Origin of the sequence: Micromonospora sp. D93 (assembly GCF_018070365.1) — a bacterium.
GTDB classification, from domain to species: Bacteria; Actinomycetota; Actinomycetes; order Mycobacteriales; family Micromonosporaceae; genus Micromonospora; species Micromonospora ureilytica.
The window spans coordinates 1-20,747 of the sequence record NZ_JAGPXW010000052.1 but is presented as its reverse complement, the minus strand read 5'-3'; the positions used below and the strand labels follow the sequence as shown (position 1 = coordinate 20,747).

The 20,747-nt window shown below is 72.7% G+C and carries 21 protein-coding genes and 1 pseudogene; 9 read left to right on the top strand and 13 right to left on the bottom strand.

Going from position 1 to position 20,747, the window contains the following annotated elements; genetic code table 11:
• Positions 1 to 118: 118 nt before the first annotated feature.
• The 3 genes from KBX71_RS33120 to KBX71_RS33110 all read right to left on the bottom strand — a co-directional run bounded on the left by KBX71_RS33120 (position 119) and on the right by KBX71_RS33110 (position 2,605).
• Positions 119 to 886 (bottom strand): hypothetical protein, encoded by a 768-nt coding sequence (locus KBX71_RS33120; protein WP_210821623.1) that lies wholly within the window; start codon positions 884 to 886, stop codon positions 119 to 121.
• A 133-nt stretch (positions 887 to 1,019) separates the two neighbouring features.
• The gene (locus KBX71_RS33115; protein ID WP_210821622.1) at positions 1,020 to 2,126 is read right to left on the bottom strand and encodes an SPFH domain-containing protein; all 1,107 of its coding nucleotides are present in this window, start codon (positions 2,124 to 2,126) and stop codon (positions 1,020 to 1,022) included.
• Positions 2,127 to 2,131: 5 nt separating this feature from the next.
• Positions 2,132 to 2,605 carry an NfeD family protein gene (locus KBX71_RS33110; protein WP_210821621.1) on the bottom strand — a complete coding sequence of 158 codons (474 nt, stop codon included), beginning with the start codon at positions 2,603 to 2,605 and terminating at the stop codon, positions 2,132 to 2,134.
• A 121-nt stretch (positions 2,606 to 2,726) separates the two neighbouring features.
• On the opposite strand from KBX71_RS33110, the gene KBX71_RS33105 reads away from it, so the two are divergent.
• Positions 2,727 to 4,025 (top strand): serine hydrolase, encoded by a 1,299-nt coding sequence (locus tag KBX71_RS33105; protein ID WP_210821620.1) that lies wholly within the window; start codon positions 2,727 to 2,729, stop codon positions 4,023 to 4,025.
• A gap of 33 nt (positions 4,026 to 4,058) precedes the next feature.
• Here KBX71_RS33105 and KBX71_RS33100 read toward each other — a convergent pair whose 3' ends face one another.
• Positions 4,059 to 4,871, bottom strand: coding sequence for a DUF3097 domain-containing protein (locus KBX71_RS33100; protein WP_124823319.1), 813 nt, complete (start codon positions 4,869 to 4,871; stop codon positions 4,059 to 4,061).
• Between the two features lie 183 nt (positions 4,872 to 5,054).
• On the opposite strand from KBX71_RS33100, the gene KBX71_RS33095 reads away from it, so the two are divergent.
• Positions 5,055 to 5,849 (top strand): hypothetical protein, encoded by a 795-nt coding sequence (locus KBX71_RS33095; protein WP_210821619.1) that lies wholly within the window; start codon positions 5,055 to 5,057, stop codon positions 5,847 to 5,849.
• A 25-nt stretch (positions 5,850 to 5,874) separates the two neighbouring features.
• Here the strand turns inward: KBX71_RS33095 and KBX71_RS33090 are convergent, their stop codons facing one another.
• From KBX71_RS33090 to fabG, 4 genes are all read right to left on the bottom strand, one after another.
• Complete coding sequence (locus KBX71_RS33090; protein WP_099855682.1) at positions 5,875 to 6,654, bottom strand: HAD-IIA family hydrolase; 780 nt, start codon at positions 6,652 to 6,654, stop codon at positions 5,875 to 5,877.
• Positions 6,655 to 6,669: 15 nt separating this feature from the next.
• Positions 6,670 to 7,698, bottom strand: a complete 1,029-nt coding sequence (locus tag KBX71_RS33085; protein WP_210821618.1) for a ferrochelatase — start codon at positions 7,696 to 7,698, stop codon at positions 6,670 to 6,672.
• Positions 7,699 to 7,798: 100 nt separating this feature from the next.
• Positions 7,799 to 8,566 (bottom strand): enoyl-ACP reductase FabI, encoded by a 768-nt coding sequence (gene fabI, locus KBX71_RS33080; protein ID WP_196925549.1) that lies wholly within the window; start codon positions 8,564 to 8,566, stop codon positions 7,799 to 7,801.
• A gap of 27 nt (positions 8,567 to 8,593) precedes the next feature.
• Entirely contained in the window at positions 8,594 to 9,298 is a 705-nt protein-coding gene (fabG, locus tag KBX71_RS33075; protein WP_210821617.1) for a 3-oxoacyl-ACP reductase FabG, read from the bottom strand.
• Positions 9,299 to 9,453: 155 nt separating this feature from the next.
• On the opposite strand from fabG, the gene KBX71_RS34380 reads away from it, so the two are divergent.
• Together KBX71_RS34380 and KBX71_RS33065 are read left to right on the top strand one after the other, a co-directional pair.
• The gene (locus KBX71_RS34380; protein WP_210821616.1) at positions 9,454 to 10,683 is read left to right on the top strand and encodes a sensor histidine kinase; all 1,230 of its coding nucleotides are present in this window, start codon (positions 9,454 to 9,456) and stop codon (positions 10,681 to 10,683) included.
• Positions 10,680 to 11,342 (top strand): response regulator transcription factor, encoded by a 663-nt coding sequence (locus KBX71_RS33065; RefSeq protein ID WP_124823312.1) that lies wholly within the window; start codon positions 10,680 to 10,682, stop codon positions 11,340 to 11,342. The genes KBX71_RS34380 and KBX71_RS33065 overlap by 4 nt, the downstream gene beginning before the upstream one ends.
• A 10-nt stretch (positions 11,343 to 11,352) precedes the next feature.
• Here KBX71_RS33065 and KBX71_RS33060 read toward each other — a convergent pair.
• Both KBX71_RS33060 and KBX71_RS33055 read right to left on the bottom strand, forming a co-directional pair.
• Positions 11,353 to 11,940, bottom strand: a pseudogene (locus KBX71_RS33060) (RNA-guided endonuclease TnpB family protein); the annotation flags it as partial.
• 108 nt (positions 11,941 to 12,048) lie between these two features.
• Positions 12,049 to 12,273, bottom strand: coding sequence for a recombinase family protein (locus KBX71_RS33055; RefSeq protein WP_210821615.1), 225 nt, complete (start codon positions 12,271 to 12,273; stop codon positions 12,049 to 12,051).
• A gap of 158 nt (positions 12,274 to 12,431) precedes the next feature.
• Between KBX71_RS33055 and KBX71_RS33050 the strand changes: the two genes are divergently transcribed.
• Positions 12,432 to 13,337 carry an alpha/beta hydrolase gene (locus tag KBX71_RS33050; protein WP_210821614.1) on the top strand — a complete coding sequence of 302 codons (906 nt, stop codon included), beginning with the start codon at positions 12,432 to 12,434 and terminating at the stop codon, positions 13,335 to 13,337.
• Positions 13,334 to 14,566 carry an acyltransferase gene (locus KBX71_RS33045; protein WP_210821613.1) on the top strand — a complete coding sequence of 411 codons (1,233 nt, stop codon included), beginning with the start codon at positions 13,334 to 13,336 and terminating at the stop codon, positions 14,564 to 14,566. The genes KBX71_RS33050 and KBX71_RS33045 overlap by 4 nt, the downstream gene beginning before the upstream one ends.
• Positions 14,567 to 14,884: 318 nt before the next feature.
• Here KBX71_RS33045 and KBX71_RS33040 read toward each other — a convergent pair whose 3' ends face one another.
• The 3 genes from KBX71_RS33040 to KBX71_RS33030 are packed head-to-tail and all read right to left on the bottom strand — an operon-like array spanning position 14,885 to position 17,909.
• Positions 14,885 to 15,835 (bottom strand): VWA domain-containing protein, encoded by a 951-nt coding sequence (locus KBX71_RS33040; protein ID WP_210821612.1) that lies wholly within the window; start codon positions 15,833 to 15,835, stop codon positions 14,885 to 14,887.
• Positions 15,832 to 16,833 carry a DUF58 domain-containing protein gene (locus KBX71_RS33035; protein ID WP_210821627.1) on the bottom strand — a complete coding sequence of 334 codons (1,002 nt, stop codon included), beginning with the start codon at positions 16,831 to 16,833 and terminating at the stop codon, positions 15,832 to 15,834. Before KBX71_RS33035 ends, KBX71_RS33040 begins: the two co-directional genes overlap by 4 nt.
• Complete coding sequence (locus KBX71_RS33030) at positions 16,812 to 17,909, bottom strand: MoxR family ATPase (RefSeq protein ID WP_124815299.1); 1,098 nt, start codon at positions 17,907 to 17,909, stop codon at positions 16,812 to 16,814. The genes KBX71_RS33035 and KBX71_RS33030 overlap by 22 nt, the downstream gene beginning before the upstream one ends.
• Before the next feature lie 243 nt (positions 17,910 to 18,152).
• Between KBX71_RS33030 and KBX71_RS33025 the strand changes: the two genes are divergently transcribed.
• From KBX71_RS33025 to KBX71_RS33015, 3 genes are all read left to right on the top strand, one after another.
• Positions 18,153 to 18,395, top strand: coding sequence for a hypothetical protein (locus KBX71_RS33025; protein ID WP_210821611.1), 243 nt, complete (start codon positions 18,153 to 18,155; stop codon positions 18,393 to 18,395).
• Between the two features lie 284 nt (positions 18,396 to 18,679).
• A complete protein-coding gene (locus KBX71_RS33020; RefSeq protein WP_210821626.1) occupies positions 18,680 to 19,192 on the top strand; it encodes a PH domain-containing protein in 513 nt (170 codons plus the stop codon).
• 102 nt (positions 19,193 to 19,294) lie between these two features.
• Positions 19,295 to 20,747: PH domain-containing protein (locus KBX71_RS33015; protein ID WP_210821610.1), on the top strand; the 1,453-nt coding region annotated here is incomplete at its 3' end.

Here is a 20,747-nt window from a genome sequence, read left to right as displayed (position 1 = left end):
AATTGTCACCAACTTCACCCCCTCCCCCCGCCCCGGTGATCATGGGGTTAGCGGGAGGTTTGATCACGGAATCGCCCGTCAACCTCATGATCACCGGAGCTGGGCGAGGGACGCGGGCTCAGGGGTTGGGGGTACTCAGGCTGGCACTGGCGGCGTCTCTCGCCGTTTCGCGGGGCATCAGGCGGCCGGAGCGGTAGCCGATGCCGATGCCGGCGATCAGTACGAAGATCGCGCCGAACGTCTGCAACGAGCCGATCAGGGCACCACCGAGGCCGAGCAGCGGAGCGGCGATGATCAGCATGACGCCGTCGCCGAGGCTGAAGGTGCCCGAGCGGGCCACCGCCCACCCGGTGAGGAACCAGCCCGCGCTGTAGAACGTCGCCCCGAGCAGGACCAGCGACCGCGCGGTGGCGCCGAAGACCGGCGTCTGCTCCTCAAGCCCGGCGAACGGCAGCATGAGCACGGTGCCGGCGATGCTGACCAGCAGCCCGGCGGCGGCCACCCGGCGGCTGCGGGTCGCGGCCAGCAGCCCGGTGAGGGCCAGCAGCGCGAGCAGGCCGAGCCAGACCGCTGCCACCCACCCGATCAGGTACACCGCCCGGCCGTCGGCCGGATAGGGGTCGTTGCCCACCCCTCCGTCGCTGGCCATCGCCACCGCGCCGTAGAGGATGGCGTACGCGGGCAGCAGCCAGACCGCCGCCCGCGCGAACCGACGCACCGACCAGGCCCAACTGGCGTTCGTGGCGGGAGCGCCCGGGGTCGGCTCGCCGACGAAGGGCAGTACGCCGAACCCGCCACCGCTACGCCGGGAGCCCAGCGGGGCGACCGGGTCGTGCGCGCCGGGCACCGGGGCCGAGGACCACATCCGATTCGCCGGATCCTTCATGCGTCACCTCGCTCGTCGTCGAGCGGTGCACCGACGCGCCGGGGCGCCCCGATTGCCTGGTCACCACCCGTCCTAGGACCGATCGTGGCAGGCGTCGGAGCGCCCCATGAGTCTTTCTCGTATTAAGGCGTGATCAGCCGCGTTCGCGCTGGTCGGCCGGGTCCTCCACGAGGCTGGTCGGCGACACCGGCTCCGGCGCGGGCAGCCCCTTCGGGCCCTTGCCGCCGGTGGCCTGCGCCTCGGCGACGCGTACCTCGTCGTGGATCTGCTGGGCGGCGTCCGCCGCGGCCTGCGCCGCCTCGGCGGCCTCGCGTTCGACCTGGCTCGCGTGTTCGGCCGCCTCCGGCGCGGGCAGATCCCCCACCATCTGGCTCAGCCCGCCGAGTGCGCCACCCATCCCCTCCAGGGCCTTGGTCAGCTCCGCCGGGATGATCCAGACCTTGTTGGCGCTGCCCTGGGCGATCTGCGGCAGAGCCTGCAGGTACTGGTAGGCGAGCACCTTCTGGCTCGGATTGGCCTGGTGGATCGCGTCGAAGACCGTCCGGATCGCCTTCGCCTGACCCTCGGCCTGCAGGATCCGGGCCTGCCGGTCACCGTCGGCCCGCAGCACCGCCGACTGCTTGTCACCCTCGGCGGTGAGGATCACCGACTGCTTGTGCCCCTCGGCGGTCAGGATCGCCGCGCGACGGTCCCGCTCGGCGCGCATCTGCTTCTCCATCGAGTCGCGGATGCTGGCCGGCGGCTCGATCGCCTTGATCTCGACCCGGGTCACCTTGATGCCCCAGCGGCCGGTGGTCTCGTCCAGCACACCCGAGAGGTGCCGGTTGATCTCGTCGCGGCTGGTCAGCGCCCGCTCCAGATCGAGTGAGCCGATCACGTTACGCAACGTCGTCACCGTCAGCTGCTCGATGGCCTGGAGGAAGCTGGAGATCTCGTAGGTCGCCCGGACCGAGTCGACCACCTTGAAGTAGAGAACCGTGTCGATCGAGACCACCAGGTTGTCCGAGGTGATCACCGGCTGCGGCGGGAAGCTGACCACCTGCTCCCGCATGTCGACCTTGGTGCGGACCGCGTCGACGAACGGCACCAGCAGGTTGAGGCCGGGGCTGAGGGTGCGCTTGTACTTTCCGAGCCGTTCCACCACGTCCTGGCGTTGCTGCGGCACGATCCGCACCGCCTTGGCCAGCGTTATCACGGCGATCAACGCCACCGCGATCACCACCACCCCGAGTATCGTCATCCCGTTCACCCTCTCGATTCCGGCAGCTCGCCGGCGGAAGAAACATCGTCCTGCCACACCAGGGCTGTCGCGCCCCGGACCTTTATCACCCGAACCCGTTGACCGGGGTCGTAAACCTGCGTCGTGTCGTACGACCGGGCGGTCCACAGCTCGCCGTCGATCTTGACGAGACCCTGCTCGGCGTCCACCCGTTCCAGCACCAGCGCCGTGGAGCCCTCGATCGCCTCCACACCGAACGGCTGTTCGCCGCTTTCCAGCGCGGAGCGGCTGTGCCGCTTGATGACCGGTCGCACCACCACCAGGCTCAACGCCGACACCACAGCGAAGACCAGCGCCTGCACGGCGACCGGCGCGCCCAGGGCGGCCGCACCGGCGGCGGCGAACGCCCCGGCACCGAACATGATCAGAAATAGCGTCGTCGTGAAAATCTCCGCGACGGCCAGCAGCACACCCAAAACGATCCACACCACGGCGTCCACCACTCAATCGTGACACGCAAATGCACGCGCGACCTCCCTGCGAAGATCAGTAGGCTCGGCGAGACCCCTTCCGACCCCCCAAAACACCATGAATCGGCGGCCCGACCCCGAGGAGATCCCGTTGACCCTGCTACCCGAGACCGTCCGACAGATCGACACCCGGGTCGCCCAGGCACAGGCCGACGGGCGCACGCCGTCGCTGGTGCTGGGCGTGGTCCGCGACGGCACGCTGGCGCATGTGGCCGTCGCCGGCGAAAACCCCCGCCCGGATGCCGACCTGCAGTACCGATTGGGCTCGATCAGCAAGACGATGACCGCCACCCTGATCATGCAGTTGCGCGATGCCGGCCGACTGGCCCTCGACGACCAGTTGGAGCAGCACCTGCCGGGCACCGGAGTGGGCGCGCTCACAGTGCGCCAACTGCTCAGCCACGCCAGCGGCATCCAACGCGAACCCGAGGGCGACTGGTGGGAACGGGCGGCGGGCGTCGATCTGACCACCCTGCTCGCCACTGTCGACGCCGACAAGATCGCTTACCCGCCGCACCGCACGTACCACTACTCCAACCTGGCGTACGGGCTGCTCGGCGGCCTGCTCGAACGGCTCACCGGGACACAGTGGGCCGACCTGCTCGACGAACGGATCCTCACCCCGCTGGGCCTGCGCCGCACCACCTACGCGGCCACCGAGCCGTACGCCCCCGGCTACGTCGTCCACCCCTGGCACGGCACCCTGCGCGAGGAACCCCGTACCGAAACCGGCGCCATGGCCCCCGCCGGGCAGCTCTGGTCGACGATCGAGGACCTGGGCCGTTGGGCCGTGTTCCTGGCCGACCCCGACCCGTCGGTGCTGGCCGCCGAGACGCTGACCGAGATGTGCTCCCCCGTGGTGATCAGCGACGACTCCTGGACCGGCGGGCACGGCCTCGGGCTGGAGCTCTACCGGGACGGCGAACGCGTGTACGTCGGGCACGGCGGCTCGATGCCCGGGTACGTGGCCACCCTCACTGTGCACCGACCCACCCGTACCGCAGTGGTCGGCTTCGCCAACTCGTACGGGTTCCCGATCACCGGGCTCGGCCGCCGGCTGCTGACCACGGTGCTGGACGCCGAGCCGGCGCTCCCACGGCCCTGGCGGCCGAACACCGCCGCGCCGGCTGCCGAGGTGGCCGAGCTGATCGGTCGCTGGTGGTGGATGGGCGTTCCGCTGGACCTGCGCTGGGACGCGGGTGACCTGGTGGCCCATGTCCGCGGTGAGAGGGTCAGCCGGTTCGCCGCCGAGGGGACGGACCGCTGGCGGGGACGTTCCGGCCCGGAGAACGGTGAGGTCCTGTCGGTGCTGCGCGACGACAGCGGACGGGCCCTTGCGGTCGACATCGCCACGTTCGTCTTCACCCGCAGCCCGGACGAGGTTCCCTGACCCGCCGCTGGGCGGATCTGACGGACCAGGCGGTCAGGCTGGCTCGGTGACGAAGTCGATGAGGCGTTCCATGGCGTTGATCAGAGGTGTCTCCACCTCGGCGAAGCTGTTCACCCGGGACAGGATGTGCCGCCACATGTCGGCCGGCTCGGCCACCCCGAGGGCCGCGCAGACCCCCTCCTTCCACGGCCGCCCCGGCGGCACCACCGGCCAGGCCGCGATGCCCAACGCCGACGGCTTGACCGCCTGCCACACGTCCACGTAGGGGTGCCCGGTCACCAGCACGTGCGGCGAGTTCACGCGGGCGACGATCCGGCTCTCCTTGCTGCCCGGCACCAGGTGGTCGACGAGCACGCCGAGTCGTCGGGTCGGGCCGGGGCCGAAGTCGCGTACCTCGGCGTCGAGAGCGTCGATGCCGTCCAACGGCTCGACCACCACGCCCTCGATCCGTAGGTCGTCGCCCCAGATCCGCTCGACCAGCGCGGCGTCGTGGATGCCCTCCACCCAGATTCGGCTGGCCTTCGCCACCTGGGCCCGGACGTTGTCCACGGCGACCGAGCCGGAGGCGGTCCGTCGGCGGGCCGCCGGCACCGACGCGCGGGTCGGTCGGCGCAGCGTCACCGGGCGGCCGTCGAGCAGGAACGCCGCCGGCAACAGCGGGAAGTTGCGCCGTTTACCGTGCCGGTCCTCCAACACCACCGCGCCGGCCTCGAAGCCCACCACCGCTCCGCAGAACCCGGAGTCGGCATCCTCGACCACGAGATCCGCTTCGGCGTCCACCTCGGGGGTGACCTTGCGCCGCCGCCAGTCGCCCGCCAACACGTCCTCGCCGTATCGCCCCGCCATGTCGATCACGCTAACCCCGGCCCCCGCCCACCCCACCTCCGACACACCGCCCCGTGCTCGGACCGCCGACCGCACAGCCGCGCCAGGGGGCGGGGATTTGGGCGAACAGGGCAGTTGGGGGCAGGCCGGGCGACCGGAGCGGCAGCCGAGACAGGGCCGGTCGTGACCACGTACCCTTTCGGCATGTCCACCCCCGCAACGGGCGCGGCCACACTCGCGCCGCGCCGGTCCAGCCGGTTCGTTGCCTGGGTGCGCGCGTGGCGCGCCGGCTTGGTGCCGTACGACGAGGTCGCCGACGCCATCGCCGGCGACGAGGAGCACCTCGTGGCGGACGCCCCCGGCACCTGGACCGACGTCCCGCTGGGCGCCGCGCTGCCCACCCTGGCCAAGCTGTCCCCGGACGACATCCGCCTGGTGCTGCCGGCACCGGGCGACCCGCGGGGGCTGCCCGGCCCTGGCGACTTCGCCGGAGCGGCGCTGATCACGGGCGAGGCGGTGGTCGCCGGTGGGCTCGGGTTGATCCCCCAGGTGCGGCTGCACACCTCCGGCTCAGGGGACTGTTTCGAGACGGTGCTCTGGCGGGTCTACCCGCTGCCGGCCAACGCCCCCGCCGCGTCACTCGCGTTGCCCGGCGCCGCCGAGGCAGAGGCCGAGTTGGCCGCCGCGCTGGCCGAGACGACAGCCGTGCTGACCCGCCTCGACGTGGCCCAGTGGCGGCCCGAGCTGGCCGGCGCGTTGGCCGCGCTGCGTCGCCCGGACGGCACCACCGATCTGCCACCGGGCTTCGACCCGCGATCCCGCCGGCTCTTCGCCCGGGCCGCGGTGCTCGACCGGGTGCTCGCGTTGGCCGGGCACGCCGCCCCGGGCGGCGCGATCAACAACCACGAGGCGCAGCAACGGGACGCGGCGCTGCGACCGCTCACCGCAGCCTGCCGTCAGGCCCTGGTAGCCGCCTGCAACGCCCCCCTGCACCCCTGACCAGACCGCAACGGCACCGGGCTGGTCAGACCTCGTCGAGCAGGTCCGCGACCGAGTTGATGATCCGGGAGGGGCGGTACGGGTAACGCTCCGCCTCGGTGCGGCTGCTGATCCCGGTGAGCACCAGGATGGTCTCCAGCCCAGCCTCCAGGCCGCACAGGATGTCGGTGTCCATCCGATCGCCGATCATCGCGGTGCTCTCCGAGTGCGCGTTGATGGTGTTGAGCGCCGAGCGCATCATCATCGGGTTGGGCTTGCCGACGAAGTACGGCTCGACCCCGGTCGCCTTGGAGATCATGGCGGCGACCGAGCCGGCGGCGGGTAGCGCGCCCTCCACGGACGGGCCGGTCACGTCAGGGTTGGTGCAGATGAACCGGGCACCGTCGTTGATCAGGCGGACGGCCTTGGTGATCGCCTCGAAGCTGTAGGTGCGGGTTTCCCCGAGCACCACGTAGTCGGGCGCGAAGTCGGTCAGCACGTAGCCGACGGCGTGCAGCGCCGTGGTCAGCCCGGCCTCACCGATGACGTACGCGGTGCCACCCGGCCTTTGGTCGGCGAGGAACTGGCCGGTGGCCAGGGCGGACGACCAGATCGACTCCTCCGGCACGTCCAGGCCCATCCGGCTGAGTCGAGCCGTCAGGTCGCGCGGGGTGTAGATCGAGTTGTTGGTCAGCACCAGGAACGGCTTGCCGGAGGAGCGCAGCCGGTTGATGAACTCGGGCGCGCCGGGCACCGGCTGGCCCTCGTGCACCAGCACGCCGTCCATGTCGGTCAGCCAACTCTGCACGGGCTTGCGGTCATGCATGATGATCCTCAGAGGTCAGGGGCGACGGGTCGGCACGCAACAGACGGTCGGGCAGGTGTCCCACCTGGGCAGCTCACCCAGGCAACGGCGCAGCTGCGCGCCGTCCGGGTCGGTCCGCTCGGTGACCAGCTCACGCACCATGGTCACGAAGCGGGGGTCGGTGCCCGGCGTGCCGGCCCGGACGAAGTCCAGGCCGAGCTGCTTCGCCGTCTCCAACGCTTCGGTGTCCAGGTCCCACACGACCTCCAGGTGGTCGGAGACGAACCCGATCGGGCTGACCACCACACCTGTGGTGCCGCCCTGCGCGAGGGTGGCCAGGTGGTCGTTGATGTCCGGTTCCAGCCACGGCACCTGCGGCGGGCCGGAGCGGCTCTGCCAGACCAGGTCGTACGCCAGGTCGGGTGCGGCGGCGGCGGCGACGAGCCGGGCGGTCTCGTGCAGCTGCGCCTCGTACCGGCCGCCGTGCGGGCCGGCGTTGGCCGCCATCGAGCTGGGGATGGAGTGGGCGGTGAAGACGAGCCGGGTGGTGTCCCGCAACGCCTGGTCGAGCTGGCCCAGGGCCGCCCGAACCGCGTCGACGTGCGGCTCGACGAAACCGGGGTGGTCCCAGAACTGGCGCAGCTTCTCGATCACCGGGGCGTCCGAACCGACGGCGGCACGGGCGGCGGCGATGTCCTCCTGATACTGCCGGCAGGACGAGTAGCCGCCGTACGCGCTGGTGACGAAGGCCAACGCCCGGGTGACCCCGTCGTCGCGCATCTGGGTCACGGTGTCGGCGAGCATCGGGTCCCAGTTGCGGTTGCCCCAGTAGATGGGCAGGTCGACACCGTGCGCGGCGAAGTCGGCGCGGACGGCGGCCAGCAGGTCCCGGCACTGCTGGTTGATCGGGGACACCCCACCGAAGTGCTGGTAGTGCTCGGCGACCTCGATCAACCGCTCGGGCGGCACGCCCCGGCCCCGGGTCACGTTCTGCAGGAACGGCATCACGTCCTCGGGCCGTTCGGGCCCGCCGAAGGACACCAGCACCACCGCGTCGTACGACATGCTGTCATTCTTGCCCCTCGGCCGGGACGTCCCGGCGACGCCCCCTGGTCCGGACGCGTGGGTCACGCGAACGGCGACCAGGGAGCGTCGCGGTGCAGCGTCAGGAACCGATGGCGTGGTAGCCGCCGTCGACGTGGACGATCTCGCCGGTGGTGGCCGGGAACCAGTCGGAGAGCAGTGCCAGGCAGGCCCGTGCGGCGGGCTCCTGGTCGGTGAGGCTCCAGCCCAGCGGGGCACGCTCGGCCCAGGCAGTTTCGAACTGGTCGAAGCCGGGGATCGACTTCGCGGCGATGGTGCGCAGCGGCCCGGCGGCGACCAGGTTGCTGCGGATGCCCTGCTTGCCCAGGTGCATCGCCAGGTAGCGGGACGTGGACTCCAGGCCGGCCTTGGCCACGCCCATCCAGTCGTAGACCGGCCACGCCTTCGTCGCGTCGAAGGTCAGGCCGACCACCGCGCCGCCGGGCGACATCAGCGGCAGCGCCGCCATGGCCAGCGACTTGTACGAGAAGGTGGAGACGTGCAGGGCGGTCGCCACGTCCTCCCAGGGCGCGTCGAGGAAGCCGCCGCCCAGGCAGCTCTGCGGGGCGAAGCCGATCGAGTGCACGACACCGTCGAGGCCGTCGACGTGCTCGCGTACCCGGTCGGCGAGGCCGGCCAGGTGCTCGGTGTTGGTGACGTCCACCTCGATGACCGGCGCCGGCTCGGGCAGCCGCTTGGCGATCCGCTCGACCAGGGACAGCCGGCCGTAGCCGGTGAGCACGACCTGCGCGCCGTTCTCCTGGGCGAGCTTCGCCACCGAGAAGGCGATCGAGGCGTCGGTGATGACACCGGTGACGAGCAGCCGCTTACCGGCGAGCAGTCCGGACATCGCTGATTTCCTCCGTAGTCAAAAGGGTTAGTGGCCCATGCCGAGGCCGCCGTCGACCGGGATGACGGCGCCGGAGACGTACCCGGCGCTGTCGGAGGCCAGCCAGGTGACCACGGCGGCGACCTCGTCCGGGCTGGCCATCCGGCCGGCCGGGATGGACTTGAGGATCTCCGCCTTGCGGTCGCCGGAGAGACCGGCGGTCATGTCCGTGTCGATGAAGCCGGGCGCCACCACGTTCGCGGTGATGTTGCGGCTGCCCAGCTCCCGGGTGATCGAGCGGGCGACGCCGACGAGGCCGGCCTTGCTGGCGGCGTAGTTGACCTGCCCGGCGCCGCCGGCCAGGCCGACCACCGAGGAGATGAAGATCATGCGGCCCCACTTGGCGCGCAGCATCTTGCCGGAGGCCCGCTTCGCGACCCGGAACGCGCCGGTGAGGTTGGTGTCCACCACATCGGTGAACTGCTCCTCGGACATGCGCAGCAGCAGCGTGTCGGCGGTCATGCCGGCGTTGGCGACCAGCACCTCGACCGGCCCCAGCTCGGCCTCGACGGCGGTGAACGCGGCGTCGATCGAGGCGGCGTCGGTGACGTCGGCGCGTACGCCGAACATCCCGTCAGGTGCCTCGCCGCTGCGATGGGTGACCGCCACCCGGTCGCCCTGCTTGGCGAAGGCCTGCGCGATGGCCAGGCCGATCCCCCGGTTGCCCCCGGTCACCAGCACGGTACGGGCCACTGTTCCCCCTTGCGAATGGTCAGCACGGACGCGTCGGAGCCTAGGCGTTACCCGCAAGTAAGCGCTAACGGGACTCGCGTCACACTGGGGTACGACACCGGGATCAACCCCTGGTGGCACGCCTCGTGGCGGGGTCGGCCCGTAGCCTCCGGGTGGTGAACCGGCAACCGATCGCCGTGGCCCTGCGGGCCCTGCGACAGACCCTGCTGGGCCCGGACGCCCGGCCCGAACGGGCGCTGCTGGCCCGTTGGCCCGGGCCGGCCCGTTATGCCGCCCCGGTCGGCCTGCTCGCCGCGCTCGGCCTCTTCCTGATCACGCTGACCGTGGAGAGCGAGTGGGGGCTGCCGACACCGATCGCGATGCTCTTCGCGGCGATGACGGTGGCGCCGCTGCTGGCGCTGCCCCGGCGTCCGCTGCTGGCCTGGCGGCTGACGGTGCTGGCCCTGCTGATCTGCACGTTCAACGCGCCAGACGACCAGGCCTGGCCATGGACCCCGCCGCTGGCGCTCGGGTCGATCGCGGTGCTGGCGGTGGTCGTCGCACGGGTCGACCGGCCGGTGCTGGCCTGGGTGGTGACGATCAGCACGGTGCCGGTACTCACCCTCGTCCACCCCGACAACCGGGTTCCGGTCCTGCTGCTGCTCGGCGCGCTGGCGATCGTCGGCGACCTGATCCGCCGCAACCGGCTGTCCCGGCACGCCCTCGCGGCGCAGGCCGAGCTGAGCGAGCGGGAGCAGGAACGCCGCGCGGTGCTGGAGGAACGCACCCGCATCGCCCGGGAGCTGCACGACGTGGTGGCCCACCACATGTCGCTGATCGCGGTGCAGGCGGAGACCGCCCCGTACCGGCTGACGGACGTGCCGGCCCCGGCAGCCGCCGAGTTCGTCGCCATCGCCGCGTCGGCCCGCGACGCGCTGACCGACATGCGGCGGCTGTTGGGGGTGCTGCGCAGCGAGACGACCGGGCCGCAGACCGCGCCGCAGCCGGACCTGACCGACCTGGGCGCGATGGTGGACGCGGCACGCCGAGCCGGGCTGCCGGTGACAGTGGACGACGAGCCGATGGACGACGGCCGGGTGCCCGCGCCGGTCGGGCTGGCCGCGTACCGCATCGTGCAGGAGAGCCTGGCCAACGCGGCCCGCCACGCGGCCGGCGCCGCGGTGCGGGTCACCGTCCGCGCCGGTCCGTCCGGTCTGCGGGTACGCGTCGAAAACTCCCCGGCCGACGTCCGACCGACCGCCGACGGCGGTTCCGGGCACGGGCTGACCGGCATGCGGGAGCGGGCCACGTCGCTGGGCGGTACGTTCACCGCCGGGCCGCTGCCCGACGGGGGTTACGCGGTGGCGGCCGAGTTGCCGTACGACGCGGAGGGCGGGGTCCGATGATCCGGGTGCTGATCGCCGACGACCAGGCGATGGTCCGGCAGGGTTTCGGCGCGCTGCTCGCCGCCCAACCGGATCTGCTGGTGGTGGGAGACGCCGCCGACGGGGCGCAGGCCCTGGCCGCCGCCCGCCACCTCGACCCGGACGTGGTGCTGATGGACGTGCGGATGCCGGTCATGGACGGGCTGGAGGCCACCCGCAAGCTGCTCGGTGACCGGTCGGCGCAGCGACCCCGGGTGCTCATCCTCACCACCTTCGACCTGGACGACTACGTGTACGAGGCGCTGCGCGCCGGGGCGAGCGGGTTCCTGCTCAAGGACGCCCCGGCGGCCGATCTGGTGCAGGCGGTGCGTGTGGTGGCGGCCGGGGACGCGCTGCTCGCCCCGGCCGTCACCCGCCGGCTGATCGCCGAGTTCGCGGCCCGTCCGGACCGCCGCCGCCCGCGTCCCACCGACCTGGCCGGGCTCACTCCACGCGAGACCGAGGTGCTGCGGTTGATCGCCCGGGGCCGCAACAACGCGGAGATCGCCGGTGACCTGGTGGTGGCCGAGCAGACCGTGAAGACGCACGTCGGGCGGATCCTGGCCAAGCTGGGTCTGCGCGACCGGGCCCAGGCCGTGGTGCTGGCGTACGAGACGGGTCTGGTGGCCGCCGGCGAGTAGCCGTTACCTTTCAGTGCGCTGCTGTAAGCACACGTTTGGTAGTCCCGCCTTGCGGTGGGACGGTCCCGGTCTGACCGACTGACGTCGTGCCGGGTTCACGCTTCGTCGCCACCTGCCCGCGTACGCGGGTCTTCTGGTCGGCTCCACGTGCTGCCACCGGGCCACTCCCGGCGGTGTCGAACGTGGCCGCGAGAGTGGCCAAGTTGAGTGAGGCGTTGCAGTCGCGGTCGATGACCAGGCCGCACGCCTTACAGGCATATTCGCGCTCGTGCAGGGCCAGCTTGGTTTTCACCGCGCCGCAGCCCGAGCAGGTTTTCGAGGACGGATACCAGCGGTCGGCAATCAGCAGCCGCCCGCCGTTCCATACCGTCTTGTACGCCAGCTGCCGCCGGATCTCCGCGAACCCAGCGTCAGCGATGTGCCGTGCGAGCTTGCGGTTGGCGAGCATGCCGGTCACGTTCAGGTCCTCGACCACGATCGTGTCGTATGTCGTGGCGATCCTGGTGGTGAGTTTGTGCAGGCCGTCGCGGCGCAGGTTCGCCACCCGGGTGTGCGCGCGGCCGAGCCGGGTTGCGGCACGCTCCCAGCGTTTCGAGGGGCGGCGGCCGGAACGCCGGTCGGGGCCTCTTACGGTGCCCGTTCAACGCGGAGCCGACCTCGGTGACCACACGGTCCACGCCGAGGTGCCGGCCGGTGGCCCACACAGTCACCGGGCGACCTGCCGGTCCAGGTCCGGCCTCTGATCGGCCGACGACACCCGGGCGAACACCACGGTCTGCCTGGCGTCACCGGTTACGCCAGTGACCGGCTCCCCAACCATGATGAGACGGCCGATCCGGTAGGTGGGAACGGGCAGCGTCCCGGACTCATAACGCCGACGTGCCGTCGCGTACGAGATCCCGCTCGCCGCTGCCCATCCCTTCAGGTTCACGACACCGACCATAGTCAACCATTGATCACTCTTGAATACCGACACACCAACAGCCGTAGCCCTGTGGAGCCAGCCCGGGAACGGCTCTGCGGCACGACGACCGGGCCCCGCCCCTCGGCGCACTCTCCCTCCGGACGACATTCCGGAGGGAGAACGTGATGCGACGACGAGGTGCCAGCCGGGTGGCGATGGCCGCGCTGCTCGGCGTGAACCTGGTCCTGCCGACCCGACCCGAGCCGGCCACGGCGGCGGGGTTCGTCGAGGCGTACCCGGTGACGGCGGCGGCGATGCGCGCGGCCGGCCCCCCGTACGCGGACTGGGCGGCCGACGGACGCCGGTTCCTGCTGTTCGACGAGCGCGGTGACGGTCGCGCGGTCGAGGTGCTCGGCGACCTTGCCGACGCGGACCGGATCGCGGTGCTGGTGCCGGGCGTCGGCAGCACGCTCGCCGACTTCGACAGGGGGTTGGGCGGGGTGGCCCGGCGGGCGCCGGCGGTGCAGGCCGGGCAGCTCTACCGGGAGCTGCAGGCGACCGACCCAGCGGCGCGGGTCGCGGTGCTGGCCTGGCTCGGCTACGACCCGCCCGACGGGGTGTTGACCGCCGCCGGTGGCGTCAGCGCCCGGCGCGGCGCGGCCGGACTTGTCACGCTGCTGCGGGAGCTGGCCGGGCGGCGTCCGGCGGCGACGATCACGCTCGTCGGGCACAGCTACGGGGCGCTGGTGGTGGCACTGGCGGCGGCGGAGGCCCCGGCCCAGGTCACCGACGTGGTCAGCCTCGGCGGCGTCGGCGCTGGAGTACAGCGGGCCGACGACCTGACCGGCGGGCGGCGGTTCTGGGCCGCCGAGGCGCCGACCGACTGGATCCGTCGGGTGCCCCCGGTGCGGCTGCCCGGCCTGGGCTTCGGCCGGCGACCCGGCGACCCGGCGTTCGGCGCCCGCCCCCTGCCGGTGGGTGGGGTGGCGGGGCACGACGGCTACCTCGCGCCGGGCAGCGCCGCGCTGGTCGCGGTGGCGGCGGTCGTGCTGGGCAGCGTCGACGCCGGCCGGATCGGGGACGTCCGGTGAAGCGGGACCGCGCGGTCGACGCGCTGCGGGCGTACGCCATTGGCGGGGTGGTGCTGGGGCACTGGCTGGTCACCGGATTGGTGCTGAACGGCGACGGTGGGCTGCACCAGGCCAGTCCGCTGACCGCCCTGCCCGACCTGGCCCCGGTGACCTGGGTGTTGCAGACGCTCGGGTTGTTCTTCTTCACCGCCGGGTTCGGCTCGACCCGGTCGCTGGCCCGCTACCGCGGCGGTGCCGGCGGTTGGCTGGCCGGTCGGCTGCGTCGGCTGCTGCTGCCCACGGTGGCGCTGCTCGGAGTGGGGGCCGCCGTACTGCTCGCCGCCACAGTCGTCGGCACCTCGGACGACACGCTCGCCGTCGCGCTGCGGCTCGCCGTCAGCCCGCTGTGGTTCCTGCTCCCGCTGGTGATCCTCGTCGCGGTGACCGGCCCGCTGCGCGCCGCCGTACGCCGCTGGGGGGTGGCGCGGTGCGGAACACCGGCGGTGGCCGTGGTCGCGGTGGCCGACCTGGCCGTCCGGCTGTTGCCGGCCGACACCGACCTACCCCCGGTCACCGTGCTGGCGGCCTGGGCGGTGCCGTACCTGCTGGGGGTGGCGCACGCCGACGGACGGCTGGACGGCCGGCGGGCGGGTGGCGCGTTGGCGGCCGGTGGGGCGGTCGCGCTGGCGGCGCTGCTGGCGCTGGGCTACCCGGTGAGCGCGGTCGGCGTGCCCGGGGCCGGGGTGTCCAACCTGAACCCGCCGTCGCTGCTGATCGTGGCGCTGGCGGTCACCCAGGTCGGGCTGGGGCTGTTGGCGCGGCCGGCGCTGCACCGGCTGCTGACCCGGCCGCTGCCGGGCCGGGCGGTGACCGCTGTGAACCGGTCCGCGGTCCGGATCTACCTGTGGCACCAGCCGGTACTGGTGGCGGTGACCGCGCTCACCGCCCGCAGCGGGCTGACCCTGCCCGGTCTGCACACCACCCCGGCCGACCCGGGTTGGGTGCTGGCACGCTTCTGCTGGCTGCCGCCGCTCGCCGCGGTGCTGGTCACGATCGTCCGGACGGGCCGGCCTGTCGCACGTCGCCAACCGGGCGGTGGAGGGGTCGCCGGCCGGTCGGCCGAGTGCGTTCCGGCGACACCGCAGGTGTACGATCATCGACGTTCCGGCCCGCCCGACTTGCAGGAGGTGATCGCTGTGCGAGATAGCGATCCTCCCAGTCGTGGCCGGGCCGATGGTCAGCCCCGCTGAGCCACGACTCAGTCTGGTGAGCTGACCCCGCTCCGCTCCCCACCACCTCGGCACCTGCCGAGGTGAGTGTGCCGCGCCGCCCGATCCCGGGCGGTCGCCGGGAGCCGCCCGGTCACGACTTCGTGTGCGCGTCCCCACCCCCTGCGGTCCGCCCCCGCACGCGGACCGTCCAGCCGCCACCCGGAGCCGTCCATGAGCCGCTACGTCGCCCCGCTGGGCTTCACCCTCGCCGCCGTCTGGGTGGCAATCGTCTTCGTGCTCGCCGGCGGCGGTCACTGACCGCCGCCGGCGCAGCGGTTCACCGCATCCCGGACGCGTTCACAGCATCCGGGACGACCAGAGCAGACTGAACGCGCCCGCGCAGAGCGCCAGCAGCAACGCCACCCCGGCGTACCACTGGGTCACCTCACGCGGCTCGGTGCGGAACCCGATCGAGCTGCCCATGTCCTGATAGACCTGCTTCAGTTCGCTCACCGAGGCCGCCTCGTAGAAGTACCCCTCGGTGGTCTCGGCGAGTTCGGCGAGCGCCGACCGGTCCACCGGCACCCGCTGCAACTGCCCGCCGATGTCGACCTGGCCGGTGTCGGTGCCGAAGGCGATGGTGGAGACCGGAACGTTGGCGGCCTGCGCGGCCGCCGCCGCCTCCTCCACCGCCCGACCGGAGGTCCGGAAACCGTCGGAGAGCAGCACGATCCGTGCCGGCGGAATGCCCGCCGCGCCGTCGGCCGGCACCGACCGGATCGCCTCCAGGCAGGTGAACACCGCCTCGCCGGTCGCTGTCGCCTCGGCCAGCACCAGCCCGTCGATGGCGCTGGTCACCGCGTCCCGGTCCTTGCCCGGCGGCACCAGCACGTTGGCCGCCTTGGCGAACGACACGAGGCCCAGGTTGTAGCTCTCCGGCAGCTCACTGACGAACTGCTTGGCCGCCTCCTGGGCCGCCTCCAACCGGTTCGGCGCCACGTCGTCGGCCTGCATCGACAGCGATACATCGATGGCCAGCATCACGGTGGCCCGCTCCAACGGCTCCTTGGTGTCCACCGCGGGCCGGGCCAGCGCGGTGGCCAGCACCAGCAGGCAGAGCAGGAACGCGGTCGCCGGGACGTGCCGACGCCAGCCCAGGCCCTTCGGCGCCACCGTCCGCAGCAGGTCCACATTGGTGAAGCGCATCGCGTACGCCCGGCGGTGCAGCTGCCGCCACACGTAGAACGCGGCGAGGGCGAACACCGGCAGCACAGCCAGCAGCCACCACGGTTGCAGAAAACGGATCATCGTGTCGTCCCCCGGGTACGCGCGTGCCGCTGCGCGGCCACGAATCGCACCATGTCCAGCAGCCAGTCTCGGTCCGTACGCAGACGCAGGTGGGCCGCGCCGGCGCCGCGCAGGGCGGCGGCGATCGCGGCCCGTTGGGCGGTGGCGGCGTCCGCGTAGCGCTGCCGCAGCCGCGGGTCGGCGGTCTGCACCTCGTGCAGTTCGCCGCTCTCCGGGTCGACCACCGGCAACACGCCCACGTCGGGCAGCTCCAGCTCGCGCGGGTCGACCACCTCGATCGCCAGCACGTCGTGGCGGACGCGCAGCTTGCGCATCGGCCGCGCCCACTGCTCGGCCGGCGCGAGAAAGTCCGAGACCACCACTGCCACCCCGCGACGGCGGGGCGGACGGTTGAGCATCTCGATCAGGGCGCCCAGATCACCTCGGCCGGGCTGGATGGCGGTGCCGGCGACGGCACGCAGCAGGCCCTGTGCCTCCTTGCGACCGGAGCGGGCCGGTAGTCGGGTGAGCACCCCGGGCCCGGCCGGTGGTGCTGCGCCGCGCCAGCGCCGGGCCGGCGCGGACACCCCGCCGCCGGTGCCGATCACGGCGCCGATCCGGTTACCGCCGCGCACGGTCAGGTGGGTGATGGCGGCCGCGGCGGCCACCACCACCTCCCGCTTGAGCCACTGCCCGGTACCGAAGTCCAGGCTGGCGGACAGGTCCAGCGCGAGCCAGGTCTCCAGCTCCCGGTCGGCGACCGTACGCCGCACGTGCGGTGTGGTGGTCCGTGCCGTGACCGGCCAGTCCATCCGGCGCACGTCGTCGCCGGGGCGGTACTCCCGGGACTCTCCCGCCTCACTGCCCGGTCCGGGCAACAGGCCGGCGTAGTCGCCTTGGAGCAGACCGTCGAGCTTGCGGGTGACGAGCAACTGAAGCCGGGACAGCACGGCCTCGCTACGGTCGCCGAGGGGGGCCGGACGAGGGGTGGGTGAGGTCACGGGCGCTGCCCGGGCCAGCCAGCGCCCGGCGGCGGCGCGATCGACGGCGGGGTGGCCTGCTGCCGGGGAGCGACCGCCGGGAGCGGGATCGTCGACATCACCCGCTGCACGATGTGGTCGGCGGGCACGTCGTCGGCGAGCGCGTCGTAGCTGAGCACCAACCGGTGCCGCAGGATGTCCGGGGCGATGTCCTGCACGTCCTGCGGCAGCGCGTAGTCACGCCCGCGCAGCAGCGCCAGGGCGCGGGTCGCCCGGACCAGACCCAGCGAGGCGCGCGGGCTGGCCCCGTACTGGATCAGTTGCGCGACGTCGGGCATGCCGTGCTCGGCCGGGGCGCGGGTGGCCAGCACCAACCGGACCGCGTAGTCGACCAGGGCGTTGTGGACGAAGACCTGGTCCGCCTTGCGTTGCAGGGCGATCAGCTCCGGGGTGTCGAACACCGCGGTCGGCTCGGGCGCGGCCACGCCCATCCGGTAGACGATCTCCCGTTCCTCCGCGTCGGTCGGGTAGCCCACCACGATCTTCATGAGGAACCGGTCCCGCTGCGCCTCCGGCAGCGGGTAGACGCCCTCCTGCTCGATCGGGTTCTGGGTGGCCATCACCAGGAACGGGTCGGGCACCCGGTGACTCTCCCCGCCGATCGACACCTGCCGCTCGCTCATCACCTCCAGCAGCGCGGACTGCACCTTCGCCGGCGCCCGGTTGATCTCGTCGGCCAGCAGGAAGTTGACGAACACCGGGCCCAGCTCGACGTCGAACTTCTCGCTCGACTGCCGGTAGATCCGGGTGCCCATGATGTCGGCCGGCACCAGATCCGGGGTGAACTGCACCCGGGCGAAGGACCCGCCGACGACCTTGGCGAGGGTCTCCACCGCCAGCGTCTTGGCCACCCCGGGCACGCCCTCGATCAGGCAGTGACCGCGGGCGAGCAGCGCGACGAACATCCGCTCCACCATTCGGTCCTGCCCGACGATCACGCGTTTGATCTCGAACAGGCCCTTTTCCAGCAGGGTGGCGTCCTGCGCGGGTGTGGTCACCGGCGCAGGTGCCGCTCCGTTCGGCGTCGGGGCGTCGGGCATGGTCGGCTGGGCCACCGGTCCTCCACAGCGTTTGTCGGTCGTCGCGGCTCGTGCGGTATCAAGACTCGCACGCCTTGCTGAGTGTCGAGGTGGGGAGAAGCCGATTTTGACCGCGCCGTCCCCAGCAGCCGGATCGCGCATCGCGGGAGTGCACGGACCGGCCTGCCGCGTGTACGATTCACCACGTCGCCGGGCGGCTCCCCCCGTGGTCGCCCGGCGCTCAATCTCTCTCCGTCCCGCCGCCCTAGACTGGCCGGGATGAGCATCCCCTCTCCCGCCGACTCTCCTGCCGACGAGGCCCTGGTCTGTTCGGCCCGCGGCTGCCGGTCCGCCGCCGTCTGGGTGCTGGAGTGGAACAATCCCCGCCTGCACGACGCCGATCGGCGCAAGACCTGGTTGGCCTGCGCCGAGCACCGGGGCCGCCTCGGTGACTTCCTGGACGCTCGAGGCTTCCTGCGTGCCGTCACTCCGGTGCCCGGATCGCCTACGCTCGACCTGTGAGCGGCGACCCTCCGGCTTCCCCCGGCCCCACCTCCCCGTCCTGGCCGCCCACCCCGGCCACCCCACCACCCGGCGTCGAGCCGCCACCCGGGGCGTTCCCAGCCCCCGGCACGCTCGGCCCGGAGCCCGCCGCGCCGGACGTCTCCACGCCCGCGCCGCTGCCACCGGGCGCGCTGCCGCCCGGTCACCGGCCGGCATCCGCCGCCGACCAGCGCGCACCCGACCTGCCGGCCCCCGGCCTCCTGCCGCCCGACCCCGGCCCTGGGGCGTCCGACCCCGGCGCCTTGTTGACGGCCGCGCCGGGTGGTCGGGGTCCGCTGGAACCCTGGCCGGACACGGTCACCTGGCAGCCGATCTCCACCGACCTGATCTGGGTGGAGCTGATCCGGCTGGCGATCGTGGTCGCCATCGGGGTCGCGGTGACGGCGGTCGGCTGGGCGTTCAGCGGCCACTGGCTGTTCGGGCTCGCCGTCGCCGTCGTACTGGTGTTCGGCGCGTGGCGGGCCATCGCGATCGTCCGCGCGGTCCGAGCCTGGGGGTACGCCGAGCGGGAGAACGACCTGCTGGTCCGCCACGGGCTGCTGGTCCGCCGGCTCTCCATCGTGCCGTACTCGCGGATGCAGTTCGTCGACGTGAGCGCCGGGCCGTTGGAGCGCGCCTTCGACCTGGCCACCGTGCAGCTGCACACCGCCGCGGCGGCGAGCGACGCCCGGGTGCCCGGGCTGCGTCCGGCGGAGGCGTCCCGGTTGCGCGATCGACTCACCGCGCTCGGCGAGGACCGAGCGGAGGGCCTGTGAGCGCGAGGAGTGAGCCGGGTTTGCGAGCCCCGCAGTCGCGAACGAAAGGCGACCTGTGAGCACCCGCGCGGGCAGCCGCCGACCGCGTCGAGGGCCGCTCCGATGAGCGACGGGCCCGCCGAGCCGAGCACCGTGCCACCCACCGGCCCGACACCACCGGGTCCGGTGCTGCCCGCCGGCGCGCCACCTGCCGGCGCGGTGCCGCCTGGCGCGGTGCCGCCGGGAGCGCCCGCGCCGTGGGCGGCACCACCGGTCGGCGGCGAGGGCGAACCCCGGCAGCGACTGCATCCGCTCAGCCCGGTGCTGCACGGCGCCAAGTCCCTGGTCGTGGTGATCGCCGGGCTGTCCTGGTCGACGCTGTCCCGGGTGGGCTTCGGCTGGTTCGCCGCCATGGTGGCGGTGCTGGCGCTCGGCGCGACAGTGCTGTCGGTGATCAGCTGGTACAACACCGGCTACCACGTCGTGGGCCGGGAACTACGGGTGTACGAAGGGCTGCTCTGGCGGCGTACCCGGGCCATCCCGTTGGAACGGTTGCAGGCCGTGGAGGTGGTCCGACCCCTGCTCGCCCAGCTCACCGGCCTGGCCGAGCTGCGCCTGGAGGTGGTCGGCGGAGGCAAGACCGAGGCGCCGCTGGCGTACCTCGGGGTGGCCGACGCGGCAGTGCTGCGCGAGCGTCTGCTGGCGCTGGCCGGGCGGGTGGCGCAGTTGCCCGCACCCGGCGACGCGGCGGCCCCGGGTGCGACGGCGCCGCCGGCGGCCGTGCCGGGCCGGCCACTGCACGCGGTACGCAACCAGAACCTGCTGATCAGCCAGCTGCTCACCCCGCAGGCGTTCCTGCTCCCGCTCGGTGTGGCCTTCGTTGTGGTGCAGTTCCTCACCGCCGGGTCGTGGTCGTTCGTCGCGGTGGCGAGCACCCTGACCGCGATGGCGGGTGTGCTGCTGCAACCGATCCGCCGGGTCCTCGACGACTGGAACTTCCGGCTGGCCCGCGACGGCGGCACGCTGCGCGTACACAACGGCCTGCTGGAGACTCGGGCGCAGACAGTGCCGCTGGAACGGGTGCAGACCGTGCGGGCCACCTGGCCGTTGCTGTGGCGGATGAAGGGCTGGCTGCGGCTGCGACTGGAGGTGGCCGGTTACTCCGTAGCGGAGGCCGACGACCGCAACCGGCCCGACCGGCTGCTGCCGGTCGGCGACCTTCCGACGGCGACGATGATCGTCGCCGAGGTGCTCCCAGGGGTACGCCTCGACGCGCTCACGCTGAGCCCGCCGCCGCGCCGGACCCGTTGGCTGCATCCCCTGGGCCGTGCCGCGTTCGGCGCGGGGCTGTTCGAGCGGGTGTTCGCCACCCGGTCCGGCCGGCTCACCCGGCAGTTGGTGATCGTGCCGTACGCCCGGATCCAGAGCGTGCGAGTGGTCCAGGGGCCCATCCAGCGCCGTCTGGGGTTGGCCACCGTGCACGCGGACACCGCGGGCGGCTCCGGCGCCACCGCCCAGGACCGCGACCTGGCCGAGGCATGGGCCCTGGCAGCCGACCTGACCACAAGAGCACACC